The sequence below is a fragment of the Pectobacterium versatile genome, from assembly GCF_003932035.1.
In the GTDB taxonomy this organism is placed as follows: Bacteria; Pseudomonadota; Gammaproteobacteria; order Enterobacterales; family Enterobacteriaceae; genus Pectobacterium; species Pectobacterium versatile.
On the sequence record NZ_CP034276.1, the window covers coordinates 3,697,975 to 3,722,421 of the forward strand.

A 24,447-nucleotide genomic window follows, 5' to 3' on the forward strand; every position below is an offset into this window, starting at 1 on the left:
CAATATCGTAAACATGACTCCGAAGAATCATCTTTAAGATATTCATGATAATGTCTTTCACTCATTATCGGATTGGCGTCCCCAAGGGGATTCGAACCCCTGTTACAGCCGTGAAAGGGCAGTGTCCTAGGCCTCTAGACGATGGGGACACGAAAAATCCGTACCGAATCAGAAATTCGGCACTATCGCGTCAGCATGAGTTTACACTCATCGCATCAACAGGTGCGCTTGCTCAGTATTTTCATCAGACAATCTGTGTGAGCACTTCACTTAACACACATCTTCTTGGTAAGGAGGTGATCCAACCGCAGGTTCCCCTACGGTTACCTTGTTACGACTTCACCCCAGTCATGAATCACAAAGTGGTAAGCGCCCTCCCGAAGGTTAAGCTACCTACTTCTTTTGCAACCCACTCCCATGGTGTGACGGGCGGTGTGTACAAGGCCCGGGAACGTATTCACCGTAGCATTCTGATCTACGATTACTAGCGATTCCGACTTCATGGAGTCGAGTTGCAGACTCCAATCCGGACTACGACGTACTTTATGAGGTCCGCTTGCTCTCGCGAGGTCGCTTCTCTTTGTATACGCCATTGTAGCACGTGTGTAGCCCTACTCGTAAGGGCCATGATGACTTGACGTCATCCCCACCTTCCTCCGGTTTATCACCGGCAGTCTCCTTTGAGTTCCCGACCGAATCGCTGGCAACAAAGGATAAGGGTTGCGCTCGTTGCGGGACTTAACCCAACATTTCACAACACGAGCTGACGACAGCCATGCAGCACCTGTCTCAGAGTTCCCGAAGGCACTCAGCTATCTCTAGCTAATTCTCTGGATGTCAAGAGTAGGTAAGGTTCTTCGCGTTGCATCGAATTAAACCACATGCTCCACCGCTTGTGCGGGCCCCCGTCAATTCATTTGAGTTTTAACCTTGCGGCCGTACTCCCCAGGCGGTCGATTTAACGCGTTAGCTCCGGAAGCCACGCCTCAAGGGCACAACCTCCAAATCGACATCGTTTACAGCGTGGACTACCAGGGTATCTAATCCTGTTTGCTCCCCACGCTTTCGCACCTGAGCGTCAGTCTTTGTCCAGGGGGCCGCCTTCGCCACCGGTATTCCTCCAGATCTCTACGCATTTCACCGCTACACCTGGAATTCTACCCCCCTCTACAAGACTCTAGCCTGTCAGTTTTGAATGCAGTTCCCAGGTTAAGCCCGGGGATTTCACATCCAACTTAACAGACCGCCTGCGTGCGCTTTACGCCCAGTCATTCCGATTAACGCTTGCACCCTCCGTATTACCGCGGCTGCTGGCACGGAGTTAGCCGGTGCTTCTTCTGCGAGTAACGTCAATCGATAAGGTTATTAACCTTACCGCCTTCCTCCTCGCTGAAAGTGCTTTACAACCCGAAGGCCTTCTTCACACACGCGGCATGGCTGCATCAGGCTTGCGCCCATTGTGCAATATTCCCCACTGCTGCCTCCCGTAGGAGTCTGGACCGTGTCTCAGTTCCAGTGTGGCTGGTCATCCTCTCAGACCAGCTAGGGATCGTCGCCTAGGTGAGCCATTACCTCACCTACTAGCTAATCCCATCTGGGCACATCTGATGGCGAGAGGCCCGAAGGTCCCCCTCTTTGCTCTTGCGAGGTTATGCGGTATTAGCTACCGTTTCCAGTAGTTATCCCCCTCCATCAGGCAGTTTCCCAGACATTACTCACCCGTCCGCCGCTCGTCACCCAAAGAGCAAGCTCTTCTGTGCTACCGCTCGACTTGCATGTGTTAGGCCTGCCGCCAGCGTTCAATCTGAGCCATGATCAAACTCTTCAATTTAAGATTTGTTTGATTTGCTGAACTCGTCAGCGATGCTCAAAGAATTAGTAACTGTTCATTCGTAATGAATTTTACTGTTGTTCACTCTTCAAGACTTTTTATATCGTTTAAGATACGGTCTTGTGAGTGCCCACACAGATTGTCTGATTAAATTGTTAAAGAGCAGTGCCACTTCATCGGTGGCGCGGGCTGCGTATACTATGCTTTTCCGCTGTGAAGTCAAGTCATTACTGACTGCTTCGTTGAATCTTTTTGCTGTCACCACAACCGCGTGTCGCTGTTGCCGTGTCAGTGGATGCGCATTATAGGGACTTCTCGCACGCTGACAAGCGCTAAATGCAAATTATTTCCCAACCGTTCAAAAACAAGACAAGAAACAGTATTTAGCACACTTAACACACAAAAGATGGATATAACCTGAGCTTAACATGTAAAAACGGAGCATCCATTAACGAATGCCCCGTTGCCCGCTTACCATTTCACTCACATTATTCTTGTCGTGCGACTATCTGTTCGCCTTCAACATCTAATGTGATCGGTTTACCAGGTATCAATTTCCCCCCAAGCATCTGCTGAGCGAGTGGGTTTTCTATCAATTGCTGTATCGCTCTTTTAAGCGGACGCGCACCATAGACAGGATCAAACCCAACTTCCCCGAGCATATCTAAAGCCGCATCCGCGATCGTGACACTATATCCGCGCTCTTCAAGACGCTTGTACAGTCTCTGGAGCTGAATTTGTGCGATCGACGTAATATGCGCCCTTCCCAGTGGGTGGAATACCACGACTTCATCGATACGGTTAATAAACTCAGGACGGAAGCTGTGACTAACAACATCAAGCACCATATCTCTCATTTCGGTATAGCTGCGCTCACCAAAACGTTCCTGAATAAGATCAGACCCCAAATTGGACGTCATGATGACCACAGTATTACGGAAGTCGACCGTTCTGCCCTGGCCATCAGTAAGGCGGCCATCATCTAATACCTGAAGTAGGATATTGAATACATCAGGGTGTGCCTTTTCGATCTCATCCAGCAAAATGACCGAATAAGGACGGCGACGCACCGCTTCCGTTAAATAGCCCCCTTCTTCGTAACCGACATATCCCGGAGGCGCACCGACCAAACGTGAAACCGAGTGCTTCTCCATAAACTCAGACATATCGATACGCACCATGGCGTCGTCACTGTCGAAGAGGAAAGTCGCCAGCGTTTTGCAGAGTTCCGTTTTCCCAACACCTGTTGGCCCAAGGAAAAGGAACGAGCCAATAGGACGATTCGGGTCAGATAGCCCAGCCCGACTACGACGGATAGAATTCGCTACCGCTTCAACGGCTTCGTTCTGCCCAATCACACGCTGATGCAGTTCATCTTCCATGCGTAATAATTTTTCTTTCTCGCTTTCCAACATGCGAGAAACAGGAATCCCAGTCCAACGCGCCAGCACATCAGCAATTTCAACATCCGTTACTCGATTACGCAGCAAATGCATCGTTTTCCCTTCCTGCTGCGTTGCTGCTGCCAGTTGTTTCTCCAGCTCAGGGATTTTGCCGTATTGCAGCTCAGACATTATTCCCAGATCGCCCTGACGGCGAGCCTGTTCCAGCGCAATTTTCGCCTGCTCTAAAGACGCTTTAATATTCTGCGTTCCCGTGAGTGATGCTTTTTCTGCTTTCCACTCTTCTTCTTGTTGGGAATACTCACGCTCTTTTTGGTCAAGTTCAGCACTCAGCAATTCAAGCCGCTTTTGGCTGGCTTCATCAGATTCTTTTTTCAACGCCTGCTGCTCCAGCTTTAACTGGATGATTCGGCGTTCAAGCCGATCAAGGGGCTCTGGTTTCGAGTCAATCTGAATACGAATACTGGATGCCGCCTCATCAATCAGGTCAATCGCTTTATCCGGCAACTGACGATCCGCGATATAACGATGAGATAACATGGCTGCCGCAACAATCGCCGGGTCAGTAATTTGTACATGATGGTGCAATTCATAGCGCTCTTTCAGCCCGCGCAGAATCGCAATCGTGTCTTCAACGGTCGGTTCAGCGACAAACACTTTCTGGAAACGACGCTCAAGGGCCGCGTCTTTTTCAATATATTGCCGATACTCATTGAGCGTTGTCGCCCCAACGCAATGCAACTCACCACGAGCCAGCGCGGGTTTTAGCATATTGCCGGCATCCATCGCGCCATCGGCTTTACCAGCCCCCACCATCGTATGGAGTTCATCAATAAACAGAATGACGTTGCCTTCCTGCTTAGACAGATCGTTGAGCACGCCTTTCAAACGTTCTTCAAACTCACCACGATATTTCGCCCCAGCCACCAGCGCGCCCATATCTAGTGAAAGTACTCGCTTGTTTTTCAAGCCTTCAGGCACTTCACCATTAACGATGCGCTGGGCCAGCCCTTCCACTATCGCGGTTTTACCCACACCGGGCTCACCAATTAATACTGGGTTATTTTTGGTTCGACGCTGTAGGACCTGAATAGTACGGCGAATTTCTTCATCACGTCCGATCACCGGATCGAGCTTGCCTTGCTCCGCTCGCTCCGTAAGGTCAATAGTGAATTTTTTTAATGCCTGGCGCTGATCTTCAGCCCCTTGATCGTTCACTTGCTCCCCTCCTCTCACTTGATCGATAGCATTTGTTACACCTTGCTGCGTAACACCCGCCTTTTTCAAAATATCCCCCAGCGTGCCACGAGACTCCAAAGCAGCAAGCACGAAAAGTTCTGAGGAAATAAAGGTATCGCCACGCTTTTGCGCAAGTTTGTCGCACATATTCAATGCGCGGACTAACTCGTTCGAAGGTTGGACATCACCATCAGTGCCTTCAACCTGAGGCAAACGCGTGATTGCCTGGTCGATTTCGGTTTTCAGGTGATTAAGATTGGCTCCGGCAACAGTCAGAAGTGGACCAACAGTTCCACCATCCTGATGAAGCAAGGCACTCATCAAGTGAAGTGGTTCAATAAACTGGTGATCGCGCCCAAGGGCAAGAGACTGGGCATCAGCAAGAGCAAGTTGGAATTTGTTGGTAAGACGATCCAGACGCATAACACCTCCCATACACTGGTCAAAATTGCTACTGGAGATTAAATGAGGTCATCCCTCAAAAATTTCAAGGTTATTTTGCCAGTCGTGACAGGATTTAAATGTTACTTGTCTTGGATCGTCTTAATTCAATAGGTTATATCAGCCAGATTAAACTTGCCATACGGCCAGTCACGCCATCACGCCGATAAGAGAAAAATTTGTGAGGCTCGCTCACAGTACAGGCATTTCCACCAAAAATTTGCGTTACCCCCGCAGCACGTAAACGCAGACGTGCCAGTTGGTAGATATCGGCAAAAAATTTGTTTCCTTCAGGCCGAAATGCTGAGGCCGCCGCCGCATCATGCTGAATAAATGCATCCCTGACTTCAGGGCCGACCTCAAAGGCATCAGGCCCAATAGCAGGCCCCAGCCACGCCATAATTTGCGCGGGTTGCGCACGGAAACAGGCTAACGTGTCTTCCAATACTCCTGCGTGCAATCCCCGCCAGCCAGCATGCGCGGCAGCGACTTCGTCACCGTTGATTGCACAAAAAAGCACGGGCAAACAGTCGGCCGTCATCACCGCACAGACTTTTCCTTTCTTATCGGTATAAGCCGCATCACCGCAAACAGACGTAGGGGACACCTCACCAATACGAATCACATCGGTGCCATGAACCTGTTCCAACCAATGGGGAATAGCAGGAAGACTGGCCATCTCCACCAGCGTTTGCCGATTTGCGGTGACGTGCGCGGGCTCATCGCCCACATGATTCCCCACATTTAGCGAATCATAAGGTGCACGACTACACCCGCCAATACGCGTCGTACTACAAGATTTCACACTTTCTGGCAAAGGCCAGTCGGGGTATATCAGCATAGTCCGTCACCTCTATAAATCGGCACTTATCGTATTGAATACATTACCAGTCGAGCTGATCCTTAAATGCTTCGGTATCGGCTTTCAGTGCATCAATCAGATCGACCATATCCTGTGGTAATTCCGCATGCCATTCCATGTGAATGCCAGTAATAGGATGGTAGAAACGCAACATGGTGGCATGCAGCGCCTGACGATCGAACCCACGTAGCATCTCAATGAAATCCTCCGAAGCGCCTTTTGGCGGGCGAGGACGACCACCGTATAGCTGATCGCCAACCAGAGGATGATTAATATGCGCCATATGCACGCGAATCTGATGGGTGCGCCCCGTTTCCAGACGCAACCGCAAACGGGTATGTGCACGGAAATGTTCCATGATGCGATAATGCGTCACGGCAGGTTTACCCATGGGGTGCACGGCCATATGAGTACGCTTGGTTGAGTGACGAGCGATAGGCTGCTCGACCATGCCACCCGCAGTCATCGAACCAATCGCAACGGCTTCATATTCACGCGTAATTTCACGCGCCTGTAGCGCCTCAACTAAACGCGTCTGTGCGGGGACAGTTTTCGCGACCACCATAAGCCCTGTCGTATCTTTATCAAGTCGGTGCACAATCCCGGCACGGGGCACATCGGCAATCTCAGGATAATGATGTAACAAGGCATTCAGTACCGTGCCATCTGGGTTACCCGCACCGGGGTGAACCACCAGATCTCTGGGTTTATTGATGACCAGGATATCCTCATCTTCGTACACGATATCCAGCTTGATATCCTGTGCTTCCCAGCGTGCTTCTTCTTCAATCAATGCATCAATGGCTACCGATTCGCCGCCAAGTACTTTCTCTTTTGGCTTATTGATGACATTGCCGTTAATCTGTACTCGATTCTCAAGAATCCACTCTTTTATGCGGGATCGTGAATAATCAGGGAACAATTCGGCCAAAGCCTGATCTAAACGTTGTCCGAGTTGAGATTCGGCCACCGTTGCGGTGAGTTGTACTTGTTGTGCCATATTATGCAGCTTCTTCGTTAACGTTGGGTTTTGACGGCGACGCCGTTTAAAATAATGTACTATTGTAGCTGGTCTAAATCGGGAGCTTCACGGACAGTCTCCCGGAATAACATTCTGAGGATAATCAAAACGTCATGACGCGTATGAAATATCTGGTGGCTGCCGCCACGTTGAGCCTGGCGCTGGCTGGTTGCTCCAGCAATTCCAAAGATGCGGTTCCTGATAGTCCGCCATCTGAAATCTATGCCAATGCTCAACAAAAACTGCAAGACGGCAACTTTAAAGCAGCCATCACGCAGTTGGAAGCACTGGATAACCGGTATCCCTTTGGCCCCTACTCGCAGCAAGTACAGTTGGATTTGATCTACGCTTATTACAAATCCGCAGAGCTGCCATTGGCCCAAGCTTCTATTGACCGCTTCCTGCGACTCAACCCGACGCATCCAAACGTGGATTATGTCCTGTACATGCGCGGCCTGACCGACATGGCGCTGGATGATAGTGCGTTACAAGGCTTCTTCGGCGTTGATCGTTCCGATCGCGATCCGCAGTATGCTCGCACCGCATTTCGGGATTTCAGTAAGCTCATTCAGGGATATCCGAACAGCCAATACGCCACCGACGCAAACAAGCGTTTGGTTTACCTCAAAGAGCGCCTGGCCAAGTATGAACTTTCTGTCGCGCAATACTACACGAAACGCGGCGCTTATGTGGCAGTAGTTAATCGCGTTGAGCAAATGCTGCGTGATTACCCAGATACCCAGGCAACGAAAACTGCGTTGCCGTTGATGGAAAATGCCTACCGTGAACTGCAACTGGCCGCACAGGCGGACAAAGTCGCAAAAGTCATCGCGGCGAACCCAGCATAAACGACAAGTGACACACAGTAATAAGACGGCAGCTTCGGTTGCCGTTTTTTTATGGTTCGCTCGGTTGGCTATGCACAGCACAGCTGAGCAGAAAAAACAGGTTGGCGGGAGTCAACAACAGCGCGGTAACGTCAATACATCCTATCAATAATGGCACAGGCCAGATGCCCCCTCAAGTACTTCCCTTCTATTCCCGATGATGCTTCACAAATCGTATTTTCTTGACAAAAAGTGACGAAAAAAAGCGATCAATATCACGCTTTTTGTCACAACTCACTGTATGCTGAAATTATCCAAGACGGACATAGGCAGAGAGGTAAGTTTATATGACTATTAATATTACCAGTAAGCAAATGGATATCACCCCCGCAATTCGTCAACATGTCGAAGACCGTCTTTCTAAGCTGGATAAGTGGCAAACCCAGCTGATTAACCCGCATATCATTCTGTCAAAAGAGCCTCAGGGTTTTGTGGCTGATGGCACTATCAGTACGCCAAATGGCCCACTGGTTGCCAGTGCAAAGCATGACGATATGTATGCCGCCATCAATGAGCTAATTACCAAGCTCGAACGCCAGTTGGACAAACTCCAGCATAAAGGTGAAGCCAGACGCGCGGTAGCTAGCGTCAAAGAAGCGAATCTCCAGCCGACTCAAGAAGAGTAATTCATTATTTTTACCTCAATATAACGCGCCTGAGGGCGCGTTTTTGCATTCCAAGCTCCGCAATCCGCATCCTAAAGAGCCAGCGCTATACCTCGTTTAAGATTGCGCTCGGCGATTTTGTATTGACAGGATGAAAAGCCAACAGTTACCTTACCTACTCAGAATCTGGATATCCTCCTGACGAACCGAGTAAACATGATAAATAAACTGTTCTTCTTCGTATTCTTTTTCACCTTCCCCTGATTTGGGAGGCGATTCGTCGTAAGAGCAAGAATACGAAGACGAACAAAAAAGCCTCCTGACCAGGAGGCTTTTTTTATATAAGAACATAAGACAGGTAACAGCATCATGACAGACAACCCATTACTGGCACTGCGAGAACGCATCAGCACATTGGATCTGCAATTAATTGAATTGTTGGCACAAAGACGAGAACTCGCGTTGGACGTTGCCCGCAGCAAATTGCATTCGCATCGCCCAATCCGTGATAAAGAGCGTGAGCGTGATTTGCTAGATAAACTGACCGCTGCTGGGAAAAAGCATCATCTTGATGGTCACTACATTACCCGCTTATTCCAGCTCATCATTGAAGATTCGGTACTGACGCAGCAGGCACTCTTACAGCATCACCTTAACCAAACAACGTCACACTCTGCCCGTATTGCGTTTCTCGGTCCGAAAGGCTCTTATTCCCATCTTGCCGCTCGCCAATATGCCGCGCGACACTTCGAACAATTTATCGAATGTGGTTGCCAGAAATTTCAGGACATCTTCAACATGGTGGAAACAGGGCAAGCGGACTATGCCGTTCTGCCGATTGAAAACACCAGCTCTGGTTCGATTAACGACGTCTACGATCTGCTGCAACACACGGCTTTATCCATCGTCGGCGAATTAACCAATCCGATAAATCACTGCGTTTTAGTTGCCACCGATACGTCATTGGAACAGATCGAAACGGTTTACAGCCACCCGCAACCGTTCCAGCAGTGCAGCCATTTCATTAACCGTTTTCCACACTGGAAGATTGAATATTGTGAGAGCACGGCTGCGGCGATGGAAAAAGTCGCGGCGCTCAACTCACCAAAAGCAGCAGCGCTCGGCAGCGAAGCCGGTGGTCAGCTTTATCAGCTACAGATGCTGGAACACGATCTGGCCAATCAGTCGCAAAACATCACCCGCTTCATTGTATTAGCACGTAAGCCCATTGACGTGACGGAACAAGTGCCAGCAAAAACCACGCTAATTATGGCAACCGGTCAACAGTCAGGTGCGCTGGTGGAAGCCCTATTGGTATTGCGTGATAACGGCATTGTGATGACCAAGCTGGAATCCAGACCGATCAACGGTAACCCGTGGGAAGAGATGTTCTATCTGGACGTACAGGCCAACCTGCGCAGCGATGCCATGCAGAAAGCGCTAAAAGGATTAGCCCCTATAACCCGCTCGTTAAAAGTGTTGGGCTGCTACCCGAGTGAAAACGTCGTCCCTGTCGATGTGAACGAATAGTCGATGTGAACGAATAATTGAAAAAGCCATCCTGGTATCCCCGGGATGGCGTCTTAAACACAACCAAGATAGCGAACGTACTTATTGACGAATATCGTTTGCCTGGCGTAAAAGCACCCGGCTCTCCGCCTGAAAGCGTTTGGCATAGTCACCAAACCAGTGTTCGACCTTCTTGAAGCTGTTGATAAACTCTGCTTTATCCGTCTGCTCCAGTAGTTCAATCGCCTCGCCAAAACGTTTGTAGTAACGCTTAATCAACGCCAGATTATCCGCTGAAGACATAATAATGTCGGCATAAAGCTGCGGATCCTGCGCAAACAACCGACCAACCATGATCAATTCCAGACGATAGATTGGCGATGACAGCGCTAATAGCTGTTCAAGCTGCACGTTCTCTTCCGCTAAATGCAGGCCATACGCGAATGTCGCAAAGTGACGAAGCGCCTGAATGAACATCATGTTCTGATCGTGTTCGACTGCACTGATACGATGCAGACGCGCGCCCCACACCTGAATCTGTTCCAGTAACCACTGGTAGGCTTCCGGCTGCCGCCCATCACAATAGACGACAACCTGCTTGGCAAGGCTACCGCTGTCTGGCCCAAACATAGGGTGTAACCCAAGTACCGGGCCACTATGCACCGCCAACATCGCCTGAAGCGGGCCATTTTTTACCGATGCCAAATCAACCAAAATACAGTCATCTGGTAAAGCAGGCAGACGGGCAATAACCTGTTCAGTCACGTGAATCGGCACGCTAACAATCACCATACCGGCATCAGACAGCAGCTCGTCCGCACGCGGCCAATCATCTTGCTCCAGGATCCTCACCTGATAGCCCGACAGCGTCAGCATTTTCTCAAACAGGTTGCCCATTTGCCCCCGGCCACCGATGATGACAACCGGGCGTAACTGCGGGCACAGCGTTTTAAAGCCTTTGTCGTTTTCACTGGTATAAGACTCACGCATGGTACGCCGCAGGATATCCTCAATGAGATCCGGCGGAACCCCCATCGACTCCGCTTCTTTACGACGTGAGCTGAGCATGGCCGCTTCACGATCGGGCGCATAGATGGGCAAACCATGGCGGCTTTTCACTTCACCCACTTCCGCCACCAAACGCAACCGACGTGATAACAGCGCGACAAGCTCCTTATCTACCTCATCTATCTGATCACGTAATACGGTCAGTTCAGCTACCATATCTTGTTACTCTCCTGAATGTTTCACACGTGCAGCGCTCAGATCGTGATGAACGGAACGCAGCAACGTCTCTGTACTTTCCCAACTAATACAGGCATCCGTGACCGATACACCGTAGCGCATATCTGAACGCGGCTGTTCTGAAGACTGGCTCCCCTCGTTAAGGTGGCTTTCCAGCATCAAGCCTATAATGGAACGATTTCCCGCCTTGATTTGTTCAATCGCAGATTCAACAACAAGTGGCTGACGGCGATAGTCTTTATTCGAATTACCGTGACTACAATCTATCATCAGCGCCGGTCTCAGTCCCGCTTCCTGCATCTGTTTTTCACATTCGGCGACATCCTGCGCACTGTAGTTTGGTTTTTTACCGCCGCGCAGAATCACATGACCATCAATGTTCCCTTGCGTTTGCAGCAGACAAACTTGCCCAGTTTGATTGATACCAACAAAACGGTGCGGCATCGCGGCGGCTCTCATCGCGTTGATCGCCGTTCCCAGACTACCGTCCGTGCCGTTTTTGAACCCGACAGGCATCGACAGGCCGGAAGCCATCTCACGGTGAGTTTGTGATTCTGTCGTACGTGCACCGATAGCCGACCAGCTGAACAAATCACCCAAGTACTGCGGGCTGTTTGGATCAAGCGCTTCGGTCGCCAGTGGCAGTCCCATATTCACCAGTTCCAGCAGCAGCCCACGCGCGATGTGCAGCCCTGCTTCCACATCAAATGAACCATCCATGAACGGATCGTTGATGAGCCCTTTCCAGCCCACGGTGGTACGCGGTTTTTCAAAATAAACACGCATGACAATGTAGAGGCGATCGTTTAATTCAGCGGCAAGCGACTGCAGGCGGCGCGCGTATTCCAACGCAGCATCCGTGTCATGAATCGAGCAAGGTCCGCAGACGATCAGCAACCGATCGTCACGACCATGAATGATATCCGCAATCGTTGCTCTCGCTTGCGCAATATCGCGCTGCTCTGCGTCGTTAAGCGGAAACTTGGCTTTCAATTCATCGGGAGTAATTAAAATCTGCTCTGCACTGATATTAATATTGTTAAGTGAATCTTTTTGCATGATCCCATTCCTGAAGAGTTCGGTATGTTCGCGATCGCCTGTAAAGACTACTGTCTGTACAACCTGCCTACGCGTGATGTTTACACCATAACACGAACCGTAAAGATTTCAATCCACTTGGTGTAAATAAAAAATTACCACCCTAAATATTGCCAAAAAAATGATATCTGTCTGCCCTATCACTTCCCGACGCAACCATGCTAATCCCTGGCGTGAATAGTGATAGAATCACGCCAACAAGGGGGAAGGATGCTGAAAACCATAATCATCGATGACGAACAGTTGGCACGTGAAGAGCTCAGCCTGCTACTGGAAAATGAGTCTGATATCACCATCATTGCACAATGCAGCAATGCGCTGGAGGCGATACCGGCTATCCATCGGCTACAGCCGGATGTGATTTTTCTGGATATACAGATGCCAAAGATCAGCGGATTAGAGCTGGTTGCCATGTTGGATCCAGAAAATATGCCTTATGTCGTCTTCGTGACAGCCTATGATGAGTACGCAGTGAGGGCATTTGAAGAGCATGCTTTTGACTATTTGCTCAAACCACTAGATGCACAACGGCTAAGCAAAACGCTAAATCGTTTACGTCGCGGCGTTAGTGTAAATAAAAACGTACAGATAATTTCAGAACCCTTGCTTCGCCATATTCCCTGTAACGGACACAACCGTATTTTTTTACTCAAGATTGAGGAAGTCGAGTATCTTTGTTCAGAACTCAGCGGCGTACACGTCGTGGGCGTCAGCCAGTCTGGCTATACCCAACTTTCATTGAAAACGCTGGAAGAGAAAACGCCTTTCGTCCGTTGCCATCGCCAATACATGGTTAATACGGAACAGCTGAAAGAAATCCAGTTAATGGAGAACGGCGCAGCAGAAGTATTGACGCATACGGGAAAACACATCCCCGTCAGTCGCCGCTACCTTAAATTACTGAAAGAAAAATTGGGCATCGCCTGATGCGATGCTTCTGCAGGCCGATGGCCGAAACATTGAAGGTTTGATGATGAAATACAGTTATGTCTTGGCTGTAATTCTTTTAATGACAGCATGCCAAAGCAACGTCCCGTCACTACCCGCTAAAAGTGAGTCAGGCTTCTGGTACGAAACGGGTTATCAGGATGCAATCTCTGGCATGGTCGTAAAGGACGATAGCACTTTGCAGGAATGGTTCGGTAATCCTCAAGTTGACCGTGAAACCTACCTACGTGGCTATCAGGCCGGACAGTCGGCTTTTTGCGGTACAGATAACATGGAAGAATGGGGAAAAGCAGGGAAAAACTTTCCCGCCAGTTGCGATGGCGTAGAGAATGCGGAGGCACTGCGAACTCGCTGGCAACAGAGCCTGCCTTAACATCCTTCCGAAGATAAAACGATGATCCATACTCATCAGCACTTTAGCTGGCAAAGCGCTATGGCTCATCGCATCTGGTAACAATTCCACTCACTTTTGTACTCACACAGAAATACGTCAGACATACCTCCGCTCTATTATCGCTCACATTAAATAGTCACATTAAGTTATTAACAATCTGATGCAGGGATAACGAAAGGCATACCTCACTGATAGTTAAAACCATTATTCCTGATAGCGATTGATATTATGGAGTGCTCATATGTCCGGTTCAAGCAAGCCTCATAACTCGTCTCTAAATAGCAGTTCAAGACTCTTATCACACGCTACCTCATCACAGGAAAGCCATGATGAACGAGTCGCTGCGGTAAAGAACAACATTATCGAGTCCGGCGACCATCCCGGCATTTCTGTAGAGGAACAACTCGCGATTCTGGAGGCGTTCTCCCACCTTGAACTAGGCAAGTTTTTACTAAAACATCACGGGTTAAATGCGTACTGGACGCATAATGTGATAACACATCAGCCAGCTCACTATGTTAATCCACTCGAAGAAATCATCTACACACAGTTACCCAGCGTTTTGGCAACACGTGAACGATTTGGTATTTTCCAACGTCTGCTTCAAGAGCTCTTGCGCCCCGACGCCATCATGGTATCGGTTCCTTGTGGCGTCATGGCCGATTTACTGCTGCTGGACTATACGCGGCATCGAGATGTGAAATTAATCGGAATCGATCTGGATAAACAGGCGCTGGAAGAAGCTTATAAGCTTGCCAGTCAGCAAGGATTAGAAAACCAGATATCGTTGGTGCTTACTGATGCCTGGACAATGGATTTGGCAGCACAAGCAGATGTGATTACCAGCAACGGACTCAACGTCTATGAACAAGATGATGACAAAGTTACCGAGCTTTACCGCGTGTTCTACTCAGGCTTAAAGCCAGGAGGTACGCTGATCACCAGCTTTATGACACCGCCTCCTACGCTGTCACAAGATTCCCCATGGATAAACACCGATCCAAAATTGCTAGCCCTCCAATATGTGCTTTTCTCACGTATTATCGGGGCAACATGGACTGCGTTTCGTACCCACAAAAAAACACAGTCGCAGCTAGAGCAGGCAGGATTCACAGATATTCAATTCATTAACGATCGTATGCATATGTACCCAACAGTCATCGCGAATAAGCCGTTCTGAGCAGAGTAAAAAACGGTATCAACACAATATTTTGATCGCCGTAACCGATCAATATTGAAAAATTGATCTGTATAAACGTTTATAAAATAACCATGTCTGATGTCATCATGGTACTGAAATTCAAACAATAATGATGGCACCAGGGAAAGCTAAGCCCACCAAGATGGTGGGCTTTTTACTGCCAACACGGTCATGCCTTAGACTCGGGCCTTAAACAAAAGACTTATTCCCAGAAAGAGGACGACCACACAGCCATGATCTGCCGCCACTTTGCCGCCATTTAGATAAAAAAAAAGCCTAGCGAATTCGCTAGGCCATTTAAAAATAACAACTTTCGGATGTTGCGAAAGCGCTATCTTAGTTAAGACGCTCTTTGATACGAGCAGACTTACCAGTACGCTCACGCAGGTAGTACAGTTTGGCTTTACGCACGGCACCACGACGTTTAACAGTAATGCTGTCAATAACAGGAGAGTGAGTCTGGAATACACGCTCCACGCCTTCGCCGTTAGAAATTTTGCGAACAGTGAATGCAGAATGCAGACCGCGGTTACGAATAGCGATAACCACGCCCTCGAATGCCTGCAGACGTTTTTTGCTACCTTCAACAACCCATACCTTCACTTCTACGGAATCACCCGGACGAAATGCAGGTACGTCCTGCTTCATTTGTTCGTCTTCGATTTGCTTAATAATGTTGCTCATAATATGTCTCTTACCCTAGGTAAACTGATAGTTGGGTTCGCCAGGTCAAACCGGCGTAACCACCTAATACTCTTGTTGCTCAGACTGATATTCACGTTGGAATTCAGCCAGCAACCTTGTTTGCTCGTCAGTCAGAGCTAGGCTTTTCAGAAGTTCAGGTCTTCTAAGCCAGGTTCGGCCCAGCGACTGCTTCAATCGCCAGCGGCGTATTTCCGCATGGTTGCCAGACAGTAACACTGCCGGAACGTCCATGCCTTCCAGTATTTCAGGGCGAGTGAAATGAGGACAGTCCAGCAATCCATCGGCAAAAGAATCTTCTTCTGCTGAAGCCTGATGTCCCAGAACGCCCGGTATAAAGCGGGCAACGGAGTCAATCAGGGTCATCGCTGGCAGTTCCCCACCGCTGAGTACGTAATCGCCGATCGACCATTCTTCATCGATTTCGGTTTTAATTACACGCTCATCAATCCCTTCGTACCGTCCACAGACCAGAATCATCTTCTGGTTCGTAGCGAGTTGATGTACGCCTTGCTGATCTAATTTACGGCCCTGAGGTGATAAATAAATCACTTTCACGCCTTCGCCTGCCGCTGCTTTTGCTGCGTGGATCGCATCCCGTAAAGGTTGCACCATCATCAGCATTCCGGGGCCGCCGCCATAAGGCCGATCGTCCACGGTGCGATGCCGATCGTAAGTGAAATCGCGAGGACTCCAATACTGTACGTTCAGCAGGCCATTTTTAACTGCCCGGCCAGTGACTCCGTAATCAGTAATCGCACGGAACATCTCTGGAAACAGGCTAATCACCCCAATCCACATAGTCTCGTTCCGCTGGGTACTACTGATCGATTCAGAGTTCAAAAACCAGGATCCCAATCTACTTCAACAATTTGAGCAGAAAGGTCGACGCGCTTAACAACCTGTTCGGTGAGGAACGGAACCAGCCGCTCCTTGACTCCGAAGGCATCTTTCAGGTTGGCCTTTATTACCATCACATCGTTCGAGCCGGTTTCCATCATATCGATGATTTTACCTAACTCGTAACCAGCTACGGTCACGACCTGACAGCCAATAAGATCCTTCCAGTAATAATCACCTTCGCCCAGATCGGGCAGTTGTGACGAATCTACGACAATTTCACAATTGGTCAGTAAATTAGCCGCATCACGGTCATCAGCACCTTTCACTTTGATGATCAGATCCTGATTGTGATACTTCCAGCCTTCAATCTCGACAAGCTGCCAACCGCTTTTACTCTGGATGAACCAAGGTTGATAATCAAAAATGCTCTCGGCATCTTCGGTGGATGAAAACACTCTGAGCCAACCTCGAATGCCATATGCCGATCCTATCTTCCCCATCACAATCGGGTTAACGGGAGCTTTTGGGCTGAGTTGATTGCTCATTATCACCACCGCAACAGGTTATGCTGCTTTTTTAGCGTCTTTGATCAGCGAAGATACGCGATCAGACACAGTTGCACCCAGACCAAGCCAATGCTCGATACGGTCCAGATCCAGACGCAGGGCTTCTGCTTGACCAGATGCGATTGGGTTGAAGAAACCTACGCGCTCGATGAAACGACCATCACGCGCATTGCGGCTATCGGTCACGACTACTTGATAGAAGGGGCGTTTTTTAGCGCCGCCACGTGCCAAACGAATTGTTACCATAACATCCTCTTTAGTGAATAAAACAACCGGGCCCCATCGAGGAACGGAGCCCAGTATGTTATATAAAAAGCCCGAAAATTTTACTCATTTTGGCGCAAAAAGCAATCTAAAGCGTATAATCACGCCAAGAGTTTCTCTACACCATCGATTTCGGTGATTAACGCCCCGGGAATCCAGGTGGCATCATCCCTTTCATACCGCGCATCATTTTCGCCAGACCGCCGTTTTTCATCTTCTTCATCATTCGTTGCATATCATCGAATTGTTTCAGAAGACGGTTCACGTCCTGTACCTGCATGCCGGAACCTTGCGCGATACGACGTTTACGCGATCCTTTAATAATCTCAGGTTTGGCACGCTCCTGACGCGTCATCGAATTAATGATCGCCTCCATACGCACCAACACTTTGTCATCCATTTGTGATTTAACATTATCAGGCAGTTGGCCCATGCCCGGCATTTTGCTCATCATACTTGCCATGCCGCCCATGTTACGCATCTGCTTGAGCTGGTCCAGGAAATCGGTCAAATCAAACCCATCGCCCTTCTTCAACTTATTAGCAAGCTTTTCTGCCTGTGTACGATCGACCTTGCTTTCAATATCTTCAATCAGTGAAAGCACATCGCCCATACCGAGAATTCGCGAGGCAACGCGCTCAGGGTAGAACGGTTCCAGCGCTTCGGTTTTTTCGCCGACACCGAGGAATTTAATGGGCTTGCCAGTAATATGGCGGATAGATAATGCCGCACCGCCACGGGCGTCACCATCAATTTTGGTGAGGATCACACCGGTCAGCGGCAGCGCTTCATTAAAAGCTTTCGCCGTATTCGCCGCATCCTGCCCCGTCATGGCATCAACCACAAACAGCGTTTCAACCGGCTTAATCGCCGCGTGAACCTGCTTGATTTCGTCCATCATCGCGTCGTCAACGTGGAGACGGCCCGCGGTATCGACTAACAAGACATCGTAGAACTTCAGCTTAGCGTGTTGTAACGCACGTTCTACGATAGCAAGTGGCTTTTCCTGCACGTCTGACGGGAAGAAATCGACACCTACCTGCTCTGCCAACGTTTCCAACTGTTTTATCGCCGCAGGGCGATAAACGTCAGCTGAAACCACCAGCACTTTTTTCTTATGCTTTTCGCGCAGGAATTTACCCAGCTTGCCCACGCTGGTCGTTTTACCCGCACCTTGCAGACCGGCCATCAGAACAACCGCAGGTGGTTGTGCGGCAAGATTCAGCTCGGCGTTGATTTCACCCATTGCGCTGACGAGTTCATTCTTAACAATCTTGACGAACTCTTGGCCCGGTGTCAGGCTTTTGTTGACCTCATGCCCAACAGCACGTTCTTTGACACGATTGATAAAATCACGCACCACGGGTAACGCGACGTCGGCTTCCAGCAATGCCATACGCACTTCACGTAGCGTTTCTTTGATGTTGTCTTCAGTCAACCGCCCGCGGCCGCTGATATTGCGCAATGTGCGCGAGAGTCGATCGGTTAAATTTTCAAACATATCTCATGCTCAACGTAAGACAGGCCGCCAGCGCGACACGAATGGAAGAGATTATACACAAAAGCGGGAACGATCTCAGCGCTGCTGACGGAGAACTGTTGGTGCCCGCGACGACTAACGCTATACTGATTCTTCATTTTACCTAGTTGATATTTAATAACCTAATTTGTATGTCTGTTTTCGCTATTGTGGCGCTTGTCGCCTACACACTCAGCCTCGGACTGATTATCCCCAGTCTGCTGCGCAAGAACAGTGCATATCGTCGGCTGGCAATACTCTCGGCCAGCGCTGCGCTAATTTGTCATGCAGTGGCGCTCTATCAACGCATTTTCGATGTTCAGGTCGGCCAAAACCTTAGCTTGCTGAATATCGGTTCGCTGGTCAGCCTCATCATCTGTACGGTGATGACATTTGTCGCCACGCGCGATCGCGGCTGGTTTATTCTTCCTATCGTCTACACCTTTGCGCTGATCAATCTGGCCTTCGCCAGCTTCATGCCGAGTGAATTTATTACGCATCTGGAAGCGTCACCGGGTTTGATGATCCATATCGGCCTGGCACTTTTCTCTTATGCAACCTTGCTGATTGCGGCACTTTATGCGCTCCAGCTTGCCTGGCTTGATTATCTGCTCAAGAATAAAAAGCTGGGGTTTGCCGCTGACATGCCGCCGCTGATGGGCATTGAACGTAAGATGTTTCACATCACGCAGATTGGCGTCATCCTGCTCACGCTAACGCTCTGTACCGGTTTGTTTTATATGGATGACCTGATCGATAACAAAGAGAACCTACACAAAGCCGTGTTCTCCCTGTTTGCCTGGTTCATCTATATTCTGCTGCTCTGGGGACATTACCATGAAGGATGGCGGGGACGGCGCGTCGTCTGGTTCAGCCTGATCGGCGCACTGATGCTGACGCTGTCCTACTTCGGCAGCCGAGTTATACAGCACTTCCTCGCAGTCTGACGCGTTCACTAGCACAAAAAAAGAGAACCCACTTTCGGTTCTCTTTTTTATCTGCGCATATCCAACAAACTAGATATGTAGCTCAGCCAATTTATCTTTCGGCAGTGCCAGATCGTCATTTTGGTTGATACCAATATCGTGATCCACGATGTGCTGAGCAATCTCCTGCGCTTCCTTCAGTGAGTGCATCTCATAGGTGCCACACTGAAATTCGTTCAGCTCAGGGATTTTACGCTGGTCAGTCACTTTCAGGACGTCCGCCATCGCCGCTTTCCAGGAATTGGCAACGCGTTGCTCGTCCGGCGTACCAATCAGGCTCATGTAGAAACCCGTACGGCATCCCATCGGAGAAATGTCGATGATTTCAACACCATCACCGTTTAAATGATCGCGCATAAAGCCTGCAAACAGGTGCTCTAACGTATGGATGCCACGCTCTGGCATGACTTCGATGTTCGGACGACAGAAACGCAGGTCAAATACCGTGATATTGTCGCCATGAGGGGTTTTCATGGTTTTAGCGACCCGAACGGCGGGTGCGGCCATACGAGTATGGTCAACGGTAAAGCTGTCTAGTAACGGCATAATTTCACCTCCTCATAGAAAAAATTCATTTTTTCTCGTTTCCGAGAACTTTTCCTTTTTATGCGAGTCTGACTTACTGAAAGACGCGCATTTATTATCATCCCTATTAGAGATGTTTATTTGGCCACAGTTTCTGTGGCCTTTTCTTTTTAATGCGTCGCCAGATAGTCGTCAAAATTCATCGTATCTTCAGACTCAATCTGACGTTGACGCTGCCAGGAGTTCTCGCTCGCAGCAGCCAATTGTTCTTCCGTCAACACCTGCAGCGGCTCACTGCTGAGCATTTTGCGGTATTCTTCCGCTAAATTCAGCCCCACGCTACCATTGCCTTCTTGCTTCATCAACGTTAATAGTCGACCAGAGAACGTCGTTTCTGGATCGTCAAAACCAACAAGCAGTTCATCGCATACCTGCTGATAGTGCGGTTGATTGTTTTCAGCGTCCAGCACTTCCGCAACGCGACGTAAATCCGCAAACAGAGATTTCCCCACCTCAGCAATCGGCTGCTGGATGGTTTCACACCGCATCCCCACCGTTTGCCCAGGTTTACGCCCTTCCAGGATCACTCGGTTCCAGTTTTTACGCGTACACAGTAGCTCATCCGCACTCATTTCAGGCGCATCTGCCAGCGCACACCAGATCAGGAACAAATCTAGGAAACGCACCTGACTTTCACTCACTCCGGTCGGAGAGAACGGGTTGATATCCAGTGAACGCACTTCGATATATTCGATTCCGCCACGCAGCAAGGCATCAGATGGCGTTTCACCCGCACGCGTCACACGCTTCGGACGAATCGGCGCATAGAGCTCATTCTCAATCTGCAAGACGTTCGTATTCAATTGTAGATAACGACCATCCTTCGTCATACCAACCTGGGCATATTCCTCAGACGGCGTTTTTATCGCGCGCTTTAACGCCGCGACATAGGTATCAAGATCGTTAAACGTAATCCCCAGATTACTCTGTGATTTATTGGTGTAGCCTAAGTCACTAAGCCGGAGAGAGGTTGCATAAGGCAGATAAAGCATGCCTTTTTCCGTACGCTCAAACGGCAGTGCGGTTTCCCGCCCTTTTAGGAAAGAAGAACAGATCGCCGGAGAAGCACCGAACAGATAAGGGATCACCCAGCCAAAGCGGTAATAGTTGCGGATCAGCCTGAAGTATCCCGCAGAAATGGCTTTTTTCCCGCTTTCTGCATCAGCGACACCCTCTCGCGCCTGCCAGAATGACAGCGGAAGGGAGAAGTTATAATGCACGCCAGAAATAGTCTGCATCAACGCGCCATAGCGGTTTTTCAGCCCTTCACGATAAAGCGTTTTGAAGCGCCCAACATTTGATGAGCCATACTGCGCCAGCTCGATATTTTGCTCGCTGTCGATAAAGCACGGCATGCTCAATGGCCACATCCGCTCATCACCCAGATTACGGGAAACGTGACGATGAATATCGCGCAGAAACGTCAGCAGGTGATCGACATCTTTGTCGACTGGCGTAATGAACTCCAACAGCGCTTCAGCAAAGTCTGTCGTGATCCACGGGTGTGCCAACGCCGAGCCCAATATTTCCGGGTGTCCTGTTGTAGCAAGATGTCCGTTTGCTGTTACGCGCAATGTTTCGCGTTCAATTCCACGCTGAATACCCTTCACTGCCAGTGGGTGTTTTTCCAGCCAAGAAAGTGCTTCTGAAATGTCCGGGATCAAATCGACCTCCCGTTGTTAAAATGTAATGGTTGTAAGCATAATTGAAACTCAGCAGCACTCACCAGTTCGCATTGCAATCTGGTTAAGACCACCACGCCATCCCCTGTAACGTTATACCTGCCAATACGATATACCGCAGCGCTTTTCCAATACCGATGAAAACCGCCGATTGCACCCAGGGCATGCGTAGCCAACCCGCTAACACGCACAATAAATCGCCTACTACCGGTACCCAGCTAAATAACAGCGCAGCGCAGCCATAGCGCTGTAACCAGCGCATGGCCACCGTATACCCAGCTTGTTGTTTTGGCTGAGGGAGTAAGCGCCCTATAAAAATATTTGTTAACCCGCCCAGCGTATTTCCTACCGTTGCCACAGCAACCAACAGGTAGGGTTTTGCGCTGTCAGCAAGCAATAACGTTACCAGCAGCACTTCCGAACTGCCAGGCAGCAGTGTTGCACTGAGCAGGCTACTCCAGAAAAGAGAAAAAACAGCCCAGAACTCACTCACAATGTACGGACGTCAACCACGGCCATGTTAGCGCTTTTAGCGGCTTCAATACCGTAGTCTGCATCTTCAAACACAATACAGTGTTCTGGTGCGACAGAAATCAATGCAGCGCAACGCAGAAAGGTATCGGGGAAAGGCTTATGCTGAATAACATCATCAGCCCCAACGATTGCATCAAAATAATCATGCAACCCCAAATGCGTTAGCAATCTATCAGCCATACCATGCGTGCTACCCGTGCCAACTGCCATAGGACGCCGTCCGCGATAGTGCTTAACAACATCAATCAGCGGCAGTGGTTTTACGGTATCCAGCAGCATTTCCTCAACAACAGCGGTTTTTTCGGCCGCGAGTTGGTGAGCATTAATATCAACCTGATGACTGTCGATAATACGCTGTGCAATGCGCCAGGTGGGCGAGCCGTTCAATGCTGTCATGGCACTGGCATCATATTTCATACCATATCGGGCAAGAACCTGATCCCACGCTTTATGGTGCGTTGGTTCAGTATCAAGCAGGGTGCCATCCATATCAAAGATCAGCCCTTGATAGCGATCGTACATCATGACTCCATGAGCACTGAAAAGAGAGCTTACTTTATCGTAAAGTGAAAACGTTGTCGCTTATTCAATAACCTTATAAAAAACAGGTTATTACCTCCATAGTAGTAGGCAGCCTTCATTTACGCTTCAGCGTAATCTCAATACATAGGCAGGGGAGAGGTAAGAATTAATACACGGGAGTGATGAGAAAAATATCGTTCTGATATCAGCAGAATAGGAGCCTGTACCGCTGTAGCGCTAAAAGTATGGTAGAGGGCAGTTGATAAAACAGAAATGGTACATCGGAGAAAATTATCTGGCTTGCTGAGTACTTCAGGACGTTGCTAAAGCAAGATTACTCTACGCTTATCGATTAACACTAAGGTAAGAGTTTTATTTACATGGAAATATGGTGCATCCGGGAGGATTCGAACCTCCGACCGCTCGGTTCGTAGCCGAGTACTCTATCCAGCTGAGCTACGGATGCAGAGTGTGGTGCAGAAATAAAGGGGTGAGCAATTAAACGAGATACGTAAGAATGGTGCATCCGGGAGGATTACTCGGCTTCGCCTCGCCCTTCGGGCCGTTGCTAAAGCAACGTTTTCCTCCCTTGTACTTATAGGCCGCGTAGGCTGATTATAAGAACAAGATAACAACCTTATCCATATCGAAATATGGTGCATCCGGGAGGATTCGAACCTCCGACCGCTCGGTTCGTAGCCGAGTACTCTATCCAGCTGAGCTACGGATGCATTGATAATTCTTCATCTGCGACAAAACTTGCTTTCACTAACACTACTTGCCTTGCAAAGGCAGTATTTAATGGTGCATCCGGGAGGATTCGAACCTCCGACCGCTCGGTTCGTAGCCGAGTACTCTATCCAGCTGAGCTACGGATGCATATTAAATGGCGGTGAGGGAGGGATTCGAACCCTCGATGCAGCTTTTGACCGCATACTCCCTTAGCAGGGGAGCGCCTTCAGCCTCTCGGCCACCTCACCTTACATTACCTGATTTGCTACTAAGAACTTCTTGTTAGTGCTCACCGGTACTGCGTGGCGCACATATTACTTTCCCAGACTTATAAGTCAAACAATTTTTCCCACCTTGTGTTCGTTTGAACAATTCGCATCCAAGACGCACACTTTCACAACAAAAAGTCTATTTTATCGACAGTAAAACAGGCGGTTACCTTGCCAAAGGAAGCGCACAGTAAAAATAGATATATCGATAAATGTGTGGGGGAAAAACCGGAAATAACAATTGCGTCCCGCGAACACGAGACGCATTGTCAATCAATATGACGTTGGTTGAGATTTTTCGGCCTGAATACGCTGATAGATCTCTTCACGGTGGACAGAAACCTCTTTAGGTGCATTAACACCAATACGCACCTGGTTGCCTTTCACTCCTAATACGGTAACCGTTACCTCATCGCCGATCATGAGGGTTTCGCCAACTCGACGAGTCAAAATAAGCATTCTTTGCTCCTTGAAAGATTATAAAGAGTCGGGTCTCTCTGTCTCCCCGCCATTATCCATCATGTGCTGTGAAAACGTAAACCTAGACGATGGTATAACC

22 protein-coding genes, 5 tRNA genes, 1 rRNA gene and 1 other annotated feature are annotated in these 24,447 nt (G+C 49.0%); of the genes, 7 read left to right on the forward strand and 21 right to left on the reverse strand.

Annotated features, from left to right (window positions below; genetic code table 11):
* Nucleotides 1-73 precede the first annotated feature (73 nt).
* The 5 genes from EIP93_RS16755 to rluD all read right to left on the reverse strand — a co-directional run bounded on the left by EIP93_RS16755 (nucleotide 74) and on the right by rluD (nucleotide 6,776).
* Nucleotides 74-149, reverse strand: a tRNA-Glu gene (locus EIP93_RS16755).
* A gap of 140 nt (nucleotides 150-289) precedes the next feature.
* A 16S ribosomal RNA gene (locus EIP93_RS16760) occupies nucleotides 290-1,831 on the reverse strand.
* 488 nt (nucleotides 1,832-2,319) lie between these two features.
* Nucleotides 2,320-4,896, reverse strand: coding sequence for an ATP-dependent chaperone ClpB (gene clpB, locus EIP93_RS16765; RefSeq protein WP_103862874.1), 2,577 nt, complete (start codon nucleotides 4,894-4,896; stop codon nucleotides 2,320-2,322).
* A 133-nt stretch (nucleotides 4,897-5,029) separates the two neighbouring features.
* Entirely contained in the window at nucleotides 5,030-5,755 is a 726-nt protein-coding gene (gene yfiH, locus EIP93_RS16770) for a purine nucleoside phosphorylase YfiH (protein WP_103862875.1), read from the reverse strand.
* Nucleotides 5,756-5,798: 43 nt separating this feature from the next.
* Nucleotides 5,799-6,776 (reverse strand): 23S rRNA pseudouridine(1911/1915/1917) synthase RluD, encoded by a 978-nt coding sequence (gene rluD / locus EIP93_RS16775; RefSeq protein WP_103943737.1) that lies wholly within the window; start codon nucleotides 6,774-6,776, stop codon nucleotides 5,799-5,801.
* A gap of 134 nt (nucleotides 6,777-6,910) precedes the next feature.
* Between rluD and bamD the strand changes: the two genes are divergently transcribed.
* The 3 genes from bamD to pheA all read left to right on the forward strand — a co-directional run bounded on the left by bamD (nucleotide 6,911) and on the right by pheA (nucleotide 9,819).
* Entirely contained in the window at nucleotides 6,911-7,645 is a 735-nt protein-coding gene (gene bamD / locus EIP93_RS16785) for an outer membrane protein assembly factor BamD (protein WP_010306171.1), read from the forward strand.
* A 326-nt stretch (nucleotides 7,646-7,971) separates the two neighbouring features.
* On the forward strand, nucleotides 7,972-8,310 hold the full coding sequence (raiA, locus tag EIP93_RS16790) for a ribosome-associated translation inhibitor RaiA (protein WP_010306175.1): 339 nt from the start codon (nucleotides 7,972-7,974) through the stop codon (nucleotides 8,308-8,310).
* Nucleotides 8,311-8,504: 194 nt separating this feature from the next.
* Nucleotides 8,505-8,630 (forward strand) — a sequence feature (Phe leader region).
* Between the two features lie 28 nt (nucleotides 8,631-8,658).
* Complete coding sequence (gene pheA, locus EIP93_RS16795; RefSeq protein ID WP_010306181.1) at nucleotides 8,659-9,819, forward strand: bifunctional chorismate mutase/prephenate dehydratase; 1,161 nt, start codon at nucleotides 8,659-8,661, stop codon at nucleotides 9,817-9,819.
* Nucleotides 9,820-9,900: 81 nt separating this feature from the next.
* On the opposite strand, the gene tyrA is transcribed toward pheA, so the two are convergent.
* A complete protein-coding gene (gene tyrA / locus EIP93_RS16800) occupies nucleotides 9,901-11,022 on the reverse strand; it encodes a bifunctional chorismate mutase/prephenate dehydrogenase (RefSeq protein WP_102118997.1) in 1,122 nt (373 codons plus the stop codon).
* 6 nt (nucleotides 11,023-11,028) lie between these two features.
* Complete coding sequence (locus EIP93_RS16805; RefSeq protein WP_103862877.1) at nucleotides 11,029-12,102, reverse strand: 3-deoxy-7-phosphoheptulonate synthase; 1,074 nt, start codon at nucleotides 12,100-12,102, stop codon at nucleotides 11,029-11,031.
* A 249-nt stretch (nucleotides 12,103-12,351) separates the two neighbouring features.
* On the opposite strand from EIP93_RS16805, the gene btsR reads away from it, so the two are divergent.
* The 3 genes from btsR to EIP93_RS16820 all read left to right on the forward strand — a co-directional run bounded on the left by btsR (nucleotide 12,352) and on the right by EIP93_RS16820 (nucleotide 14,663).
* Nucleotides 12,352-13,068: a two-component system response regulator BtsR gene (gene btsR / locus EIP93_RS16810; protein WP_103972432.1), complete on the forward strand. Its 717-nt coding sequence runs from the start codon at nucleotides 12,352-12,354 to the stop codon at nucleotides 13,066-13,068.
* 46 nt (nucleotides 13,069-13,114) lie between these two features.
* On the forward strand, nucleotides 13,115-13,462 hold the full coding sequence (locus EIP93_RS16815; RefSeq protein WP_103943766.1) for a DUF2799 domain-containing protein: 348 nt from the start codon (nucleotides 13,115-13,117) through the stop codon (nucleotides 13,460-13,462).
* Nucleotides 13,463-13,724: 262 nt separating this feature from the next.
* A complete protein-coding gene (locus EIP93_RS16820) occupies nucleotides 13,725-14,663 on the forward strand; it encodes a class I SAM-dependent methyltransferase (protein ID WP_125232996.1) in 939 nt (312 codons plus the stop codon).
* A 357-nt stretch (nucleotides 14,664-15,020) separates the two neighbouring features.
* Here EIP93_RS16820 and rplS read toward each other — a convergent pair whose 3' ends face one another.
* The 5 genes from rplS to ffh form a co-directional block, all read right to left on the reverse strand.
* Nucleotides 15,021-15,368: a 50S ribosomal protein L19 gene (gene rplS, locus EIP93_RS16825; RefSeq protein ID WP_039483928.1), complete on the reverse strand. Its 348-nt coding sequence runs from the start codon at nucleotides 15,366-15,368 to the stop codon at nucleotides 15,021-15,023.
* Between the two features lie 63 nt (nucleotides 15,369-15,431).
* Nucleotides 15,432-16,187, reverse strand: a complete 756-nt coding sequence (gene trmD, locus EIP93_RS16830) for a tRNA (guanosine(37)-N1)-methyltransferase TrmD (RefSeq protein WP_039360953.1) — start codon at nucleotides 16,185-16,187, stop codon at nucleotides 15,432-15,434.
* A 38-nt stretch (nucleotides 16,188-16,225) separates the two neighbouring features.
* Nucleotides 16,226-16,774: a ribosome maturation factor RimM gene (gene rimM, locus EIP93_RS16835; RefSeq protein ID WP_125232997.1), complete on the reverse strand. Its 549-nt coding sequence runs from the start codon at nucleotides 16,772-16,774 to the stop codon at nucleotides 16,226-16,228.
* An 18-nt stretch (nucleotides 16,775-16,792) separates the two neighbouring features.
* A complete protein-coding gene (gene rpsP, locus EIP93_RS16840; RefSeq protein ID WP_010285998.1) occupies nucleotides 16,793-17,041 on the reverse strand; it encodes a 30S ribosomal protein S16 in 249 nt (82 codons plus the stop codon).
* A 157-nt stretch (nucleotides 17,042-17,198) separates the two neighbouring features.
* Nucleotides 17,199-18,560, reverse strand: coding sequence for a signal recognition particle protein (ffh, locus tag EIP93_RS16845; protein ID WP_095700327.1), 1,362 nt, complete (start codon nucleotides 18,558-18,560; stop codon nucleotides 17,199-17,201).
* Between the two features lie 170 nt (nucleotides 18,561-18,730).
* Here ffh and EIP93_RS16850 point away from each other — a divergent pair, with 170 nt between their 5' ends.
* Nucleotides 18,731-19,525 (forward strand): cytochrome C assembly family protein, encoded by a 795-nt coding sequence (locus EIP93_RS16850; protein WP_010286006.1) that lies wholly within the window; start codon nucleotides 18,731-18,733, stop codon nucleotides 19,523-19,525.
* 69 nt (nucleotides 19,526-19,594) lie between these two features.
* Here the strand turns inward: EIP93_RS16850 and luxS are convergent, their stop codons facing one another.
* The 9 genes from luxS to csrA form a co-directional block, all read right to left on the reverse strand.
* A complete protein-coding gene (gene luxS / locus EIP93_RS16855) occupies nucleotides 19,595-20,110 on the reverse strand; it encodes an S-ribosylhomocysteine lyase (RefSeq protein WP_125232998.1) in 516 nt (171 codons plus the stop codon).
* A 149-nt stretch (nucleotides 20,111-20,259) separates the two neighbouring features.
* The gene (gshA, locus tag EIP93_RS16860; protein ID WP_125232999.1) at nucleotides 20,260-21,813 is read right to left on the reverse strand and encodes a glutamate--cysteine ligase; all 1,554 of its coding nucleotides are present in this window, start codon (nucleotides 21,811-21,813) and stop codon (nucleotides 20,260-20,262) included.
* An 82-nt stretch (nucleotides 21,814-21,895) separates the two neighbouring features.
* Nucleotides 21,896-22,324 carry a YqaA family protein gene (locus tag EIP93_RS16865; RefSeq protein ID WP_103862881.1) on the reverse strand — a complete coding sequence of 143 codons (429 nt, stop codon included), beginning with the start codon at nucleotides 22,322-22,324 and terminating at the stop codon, nucleotides 21,896-21,898.
* Nucleotides 22,321-22,887: a fructose-1-phosphate/6-phosphogluconate phosphatase gene (gene yqaB, locus EIP93_RS16870; RefSeq protein WP_103862882.1), complete on the reverse strand. Its 567-nt coding sequence runs from the start codon at nucleotides 22,885-22,887 to the stop codon at nucleotides 22,321-22,323. Before yqaB ends, EIP93_RS16865 begins: the two co-directional genes overlap by 4 nt.
* Nucleotides 22,888-23,276: 389 nt before the next feature.
* Nucleotides 23,277-23,353: transfer RNA gene (locus tag EIP93_RS16875), tRNA-Arg, on the reverse strand.
* 188 nt (nucleotides 23,354-23,541) lie between these two features.
* Nucleotides 23,542-23,618 (reverse strand) — tRNA-Arg (locus EIP93_RS16880).
* A 71-nt stretch (nucleotides 23,619-23,689) separates the two neighbouring features.
* Nucleotides 23,690-23,766 (reverse strand) — tRNA-Arg (locus EIP93_RS16885).
* An 8-nt stretch (nucleotides 23,767-23,774) separates the two neighbouring features.
* Nucleotides 23,775-23,867: transfer RNA gene (locus EIP93_RS16890), tRNA-Ser, on the reverse strand.
* 294 nt (nucleotides 23,868-24,161) lie between these two features.
* Entirely contained in the window at nucleotides 24,162-24,347 is a 186-nt protein-coding gene (gene csrA / locus EIP93_RS16895; RefSeq protein WP_005972168.1) for a carbon storage regulator CsrA, read from the reverse strand.
* Nucleotides 24,348-24,447 lie beyond the last annotated feature (100 nt).

Excerpts from the sequence above, each read along its gene's own strand:
- rpsP (WP_010285998.1), bottom strand. The coding sequence starts at position 17,041 with ATGGTAACAATTCGTTTGGCACGTGGCGGCGCTAAAAAACGCCCCTTC.
- rluD (WP_103943737.1), bottom strand. The coding sequence starts at position 6,776 with ATGGCACAACAAGTACAACTCACCGCAACGGTGGCCGAATCTCAACTC.
- EIP93_RS16805 (WP_103862877.1), bottom strand. The coding sequence starts at position 12,102 with ATGCAAAAAGATTCACTTAACAATATTAATATCAGTGCAGAGCAGATT.
- ffh (WP_095700327.1), bottom strand. The coding sequence starts at position 18,560 with ATGTTTGAAAATTTAACCGATCGACTCTCGCGCACATTGCGCAATATC.
- bamD (WP_010306171.1), top strand. The coding sequence starts at position 6,911 with ATGACGCGTATGAAATATCTGGTGGCTGCCGCCACGTTGAGCCTGGCG.
- rplS (WP_039483928.1), bottom strand. The coding sequence starts at position 15,368 with ATGAGCAACATTATTAAGCAAATCGAAGACGAACAAATGAAGCAGGAC.
- EIP93_RS16820 (WP_125232996.1), top strand. The coding sequence starts at position 13,725 with ATGTCCGGTTCAAGCAAGCCTCATAACTCGTCTCTAAATAGCAGTTCA.
- rimM (WP_125232997.1), bottom strand. The coding sequence starts at position 16,774 with ATGAGCAATCAACTCAGCCCAAAAGCTCCCGTTAACCCGATTGTGATG.
- yfiH (WP_103862875.1), bottom strand. The coding sequence starts at position 5,755 with ATGCTGATATACCCCGACTGGCCTTTGCCAGAAAGTGTGAAATCTTGT.
- tyrA (WP_102118997.1), bottom strand. The coding sequence starts at position 11,022 with ATGGTAGCTGAACTGACCGTATTACGTGATCAGATAGATGAGGTAGAT.
- pheA (WP_010306181.1), top strand. The coding sequence starts at position 8,659 with ATGACAGACAACCCATTACTGGCACTGCGAGAACGCATCAGCACATTG.
- EIP93_RS16815 (WP_103943766.1), top strand. The coding sequence starts at position 13,115 with ATGAAATACAGTTATGTCTTGGCTGTAATTCTTTTAATGACAGCATGC.
- raiA (WP_010306175.1), top strand. The coding sequence starts at position 7,972 with ATGACTATTAATATTACCAGTAAGCAAATGGATATCACCCCCGCAATT.
- clpB (WP_103862874.1), bottom strand. The coding sequence starts at position 4,896 with ATGCGTCTGGATCGTCTTACCAACAAATTCCAACTTGCTCTTGCTGAT.
- EIP93_RS16850 (WP_010286006.1), top strand. The coding sequence starts at position 18,731 with ATGTCTGTTTTCGCTATTGTGGCGCTTGTCGCCTACACACTCAGCCTC.
- luxS (WP_125232998.1), bottom strand. The coding sequence starts at position 20,110 with ATGCCGTTACTAGACAGCTTTACCGTTGACCATACTCGTATGGCCGCA.
- btsR (WP_103972432.1), top strand. The coding sequence starts at position 12,352 with ATGCTGAAAACCATAATCATCGATGACGAACAGTTGGCACGTGAAGAG.
- csrA (WP_005972168.1), bottom strand. The coding sequence starts at position 24,347 with ATGCTTATTTTGACTCGTCGAGTTGGCGAAACCCTCATGATCGGCGAT.
- trmD (WP_039360953.1), bottom strand. The coding sequence starts at position 16,187 with ATGTGGATTGGGGTGATTAGCCTGTTTCCAGAGATGTTCCGTGCGATT.
- yqaB (WP_103862882.1), bottom strand. The coding sequence starts at position 22,887 with ATGTACGATCGCTATCAAGGGCTGATCTTTGATATGGATGGCACCCTG.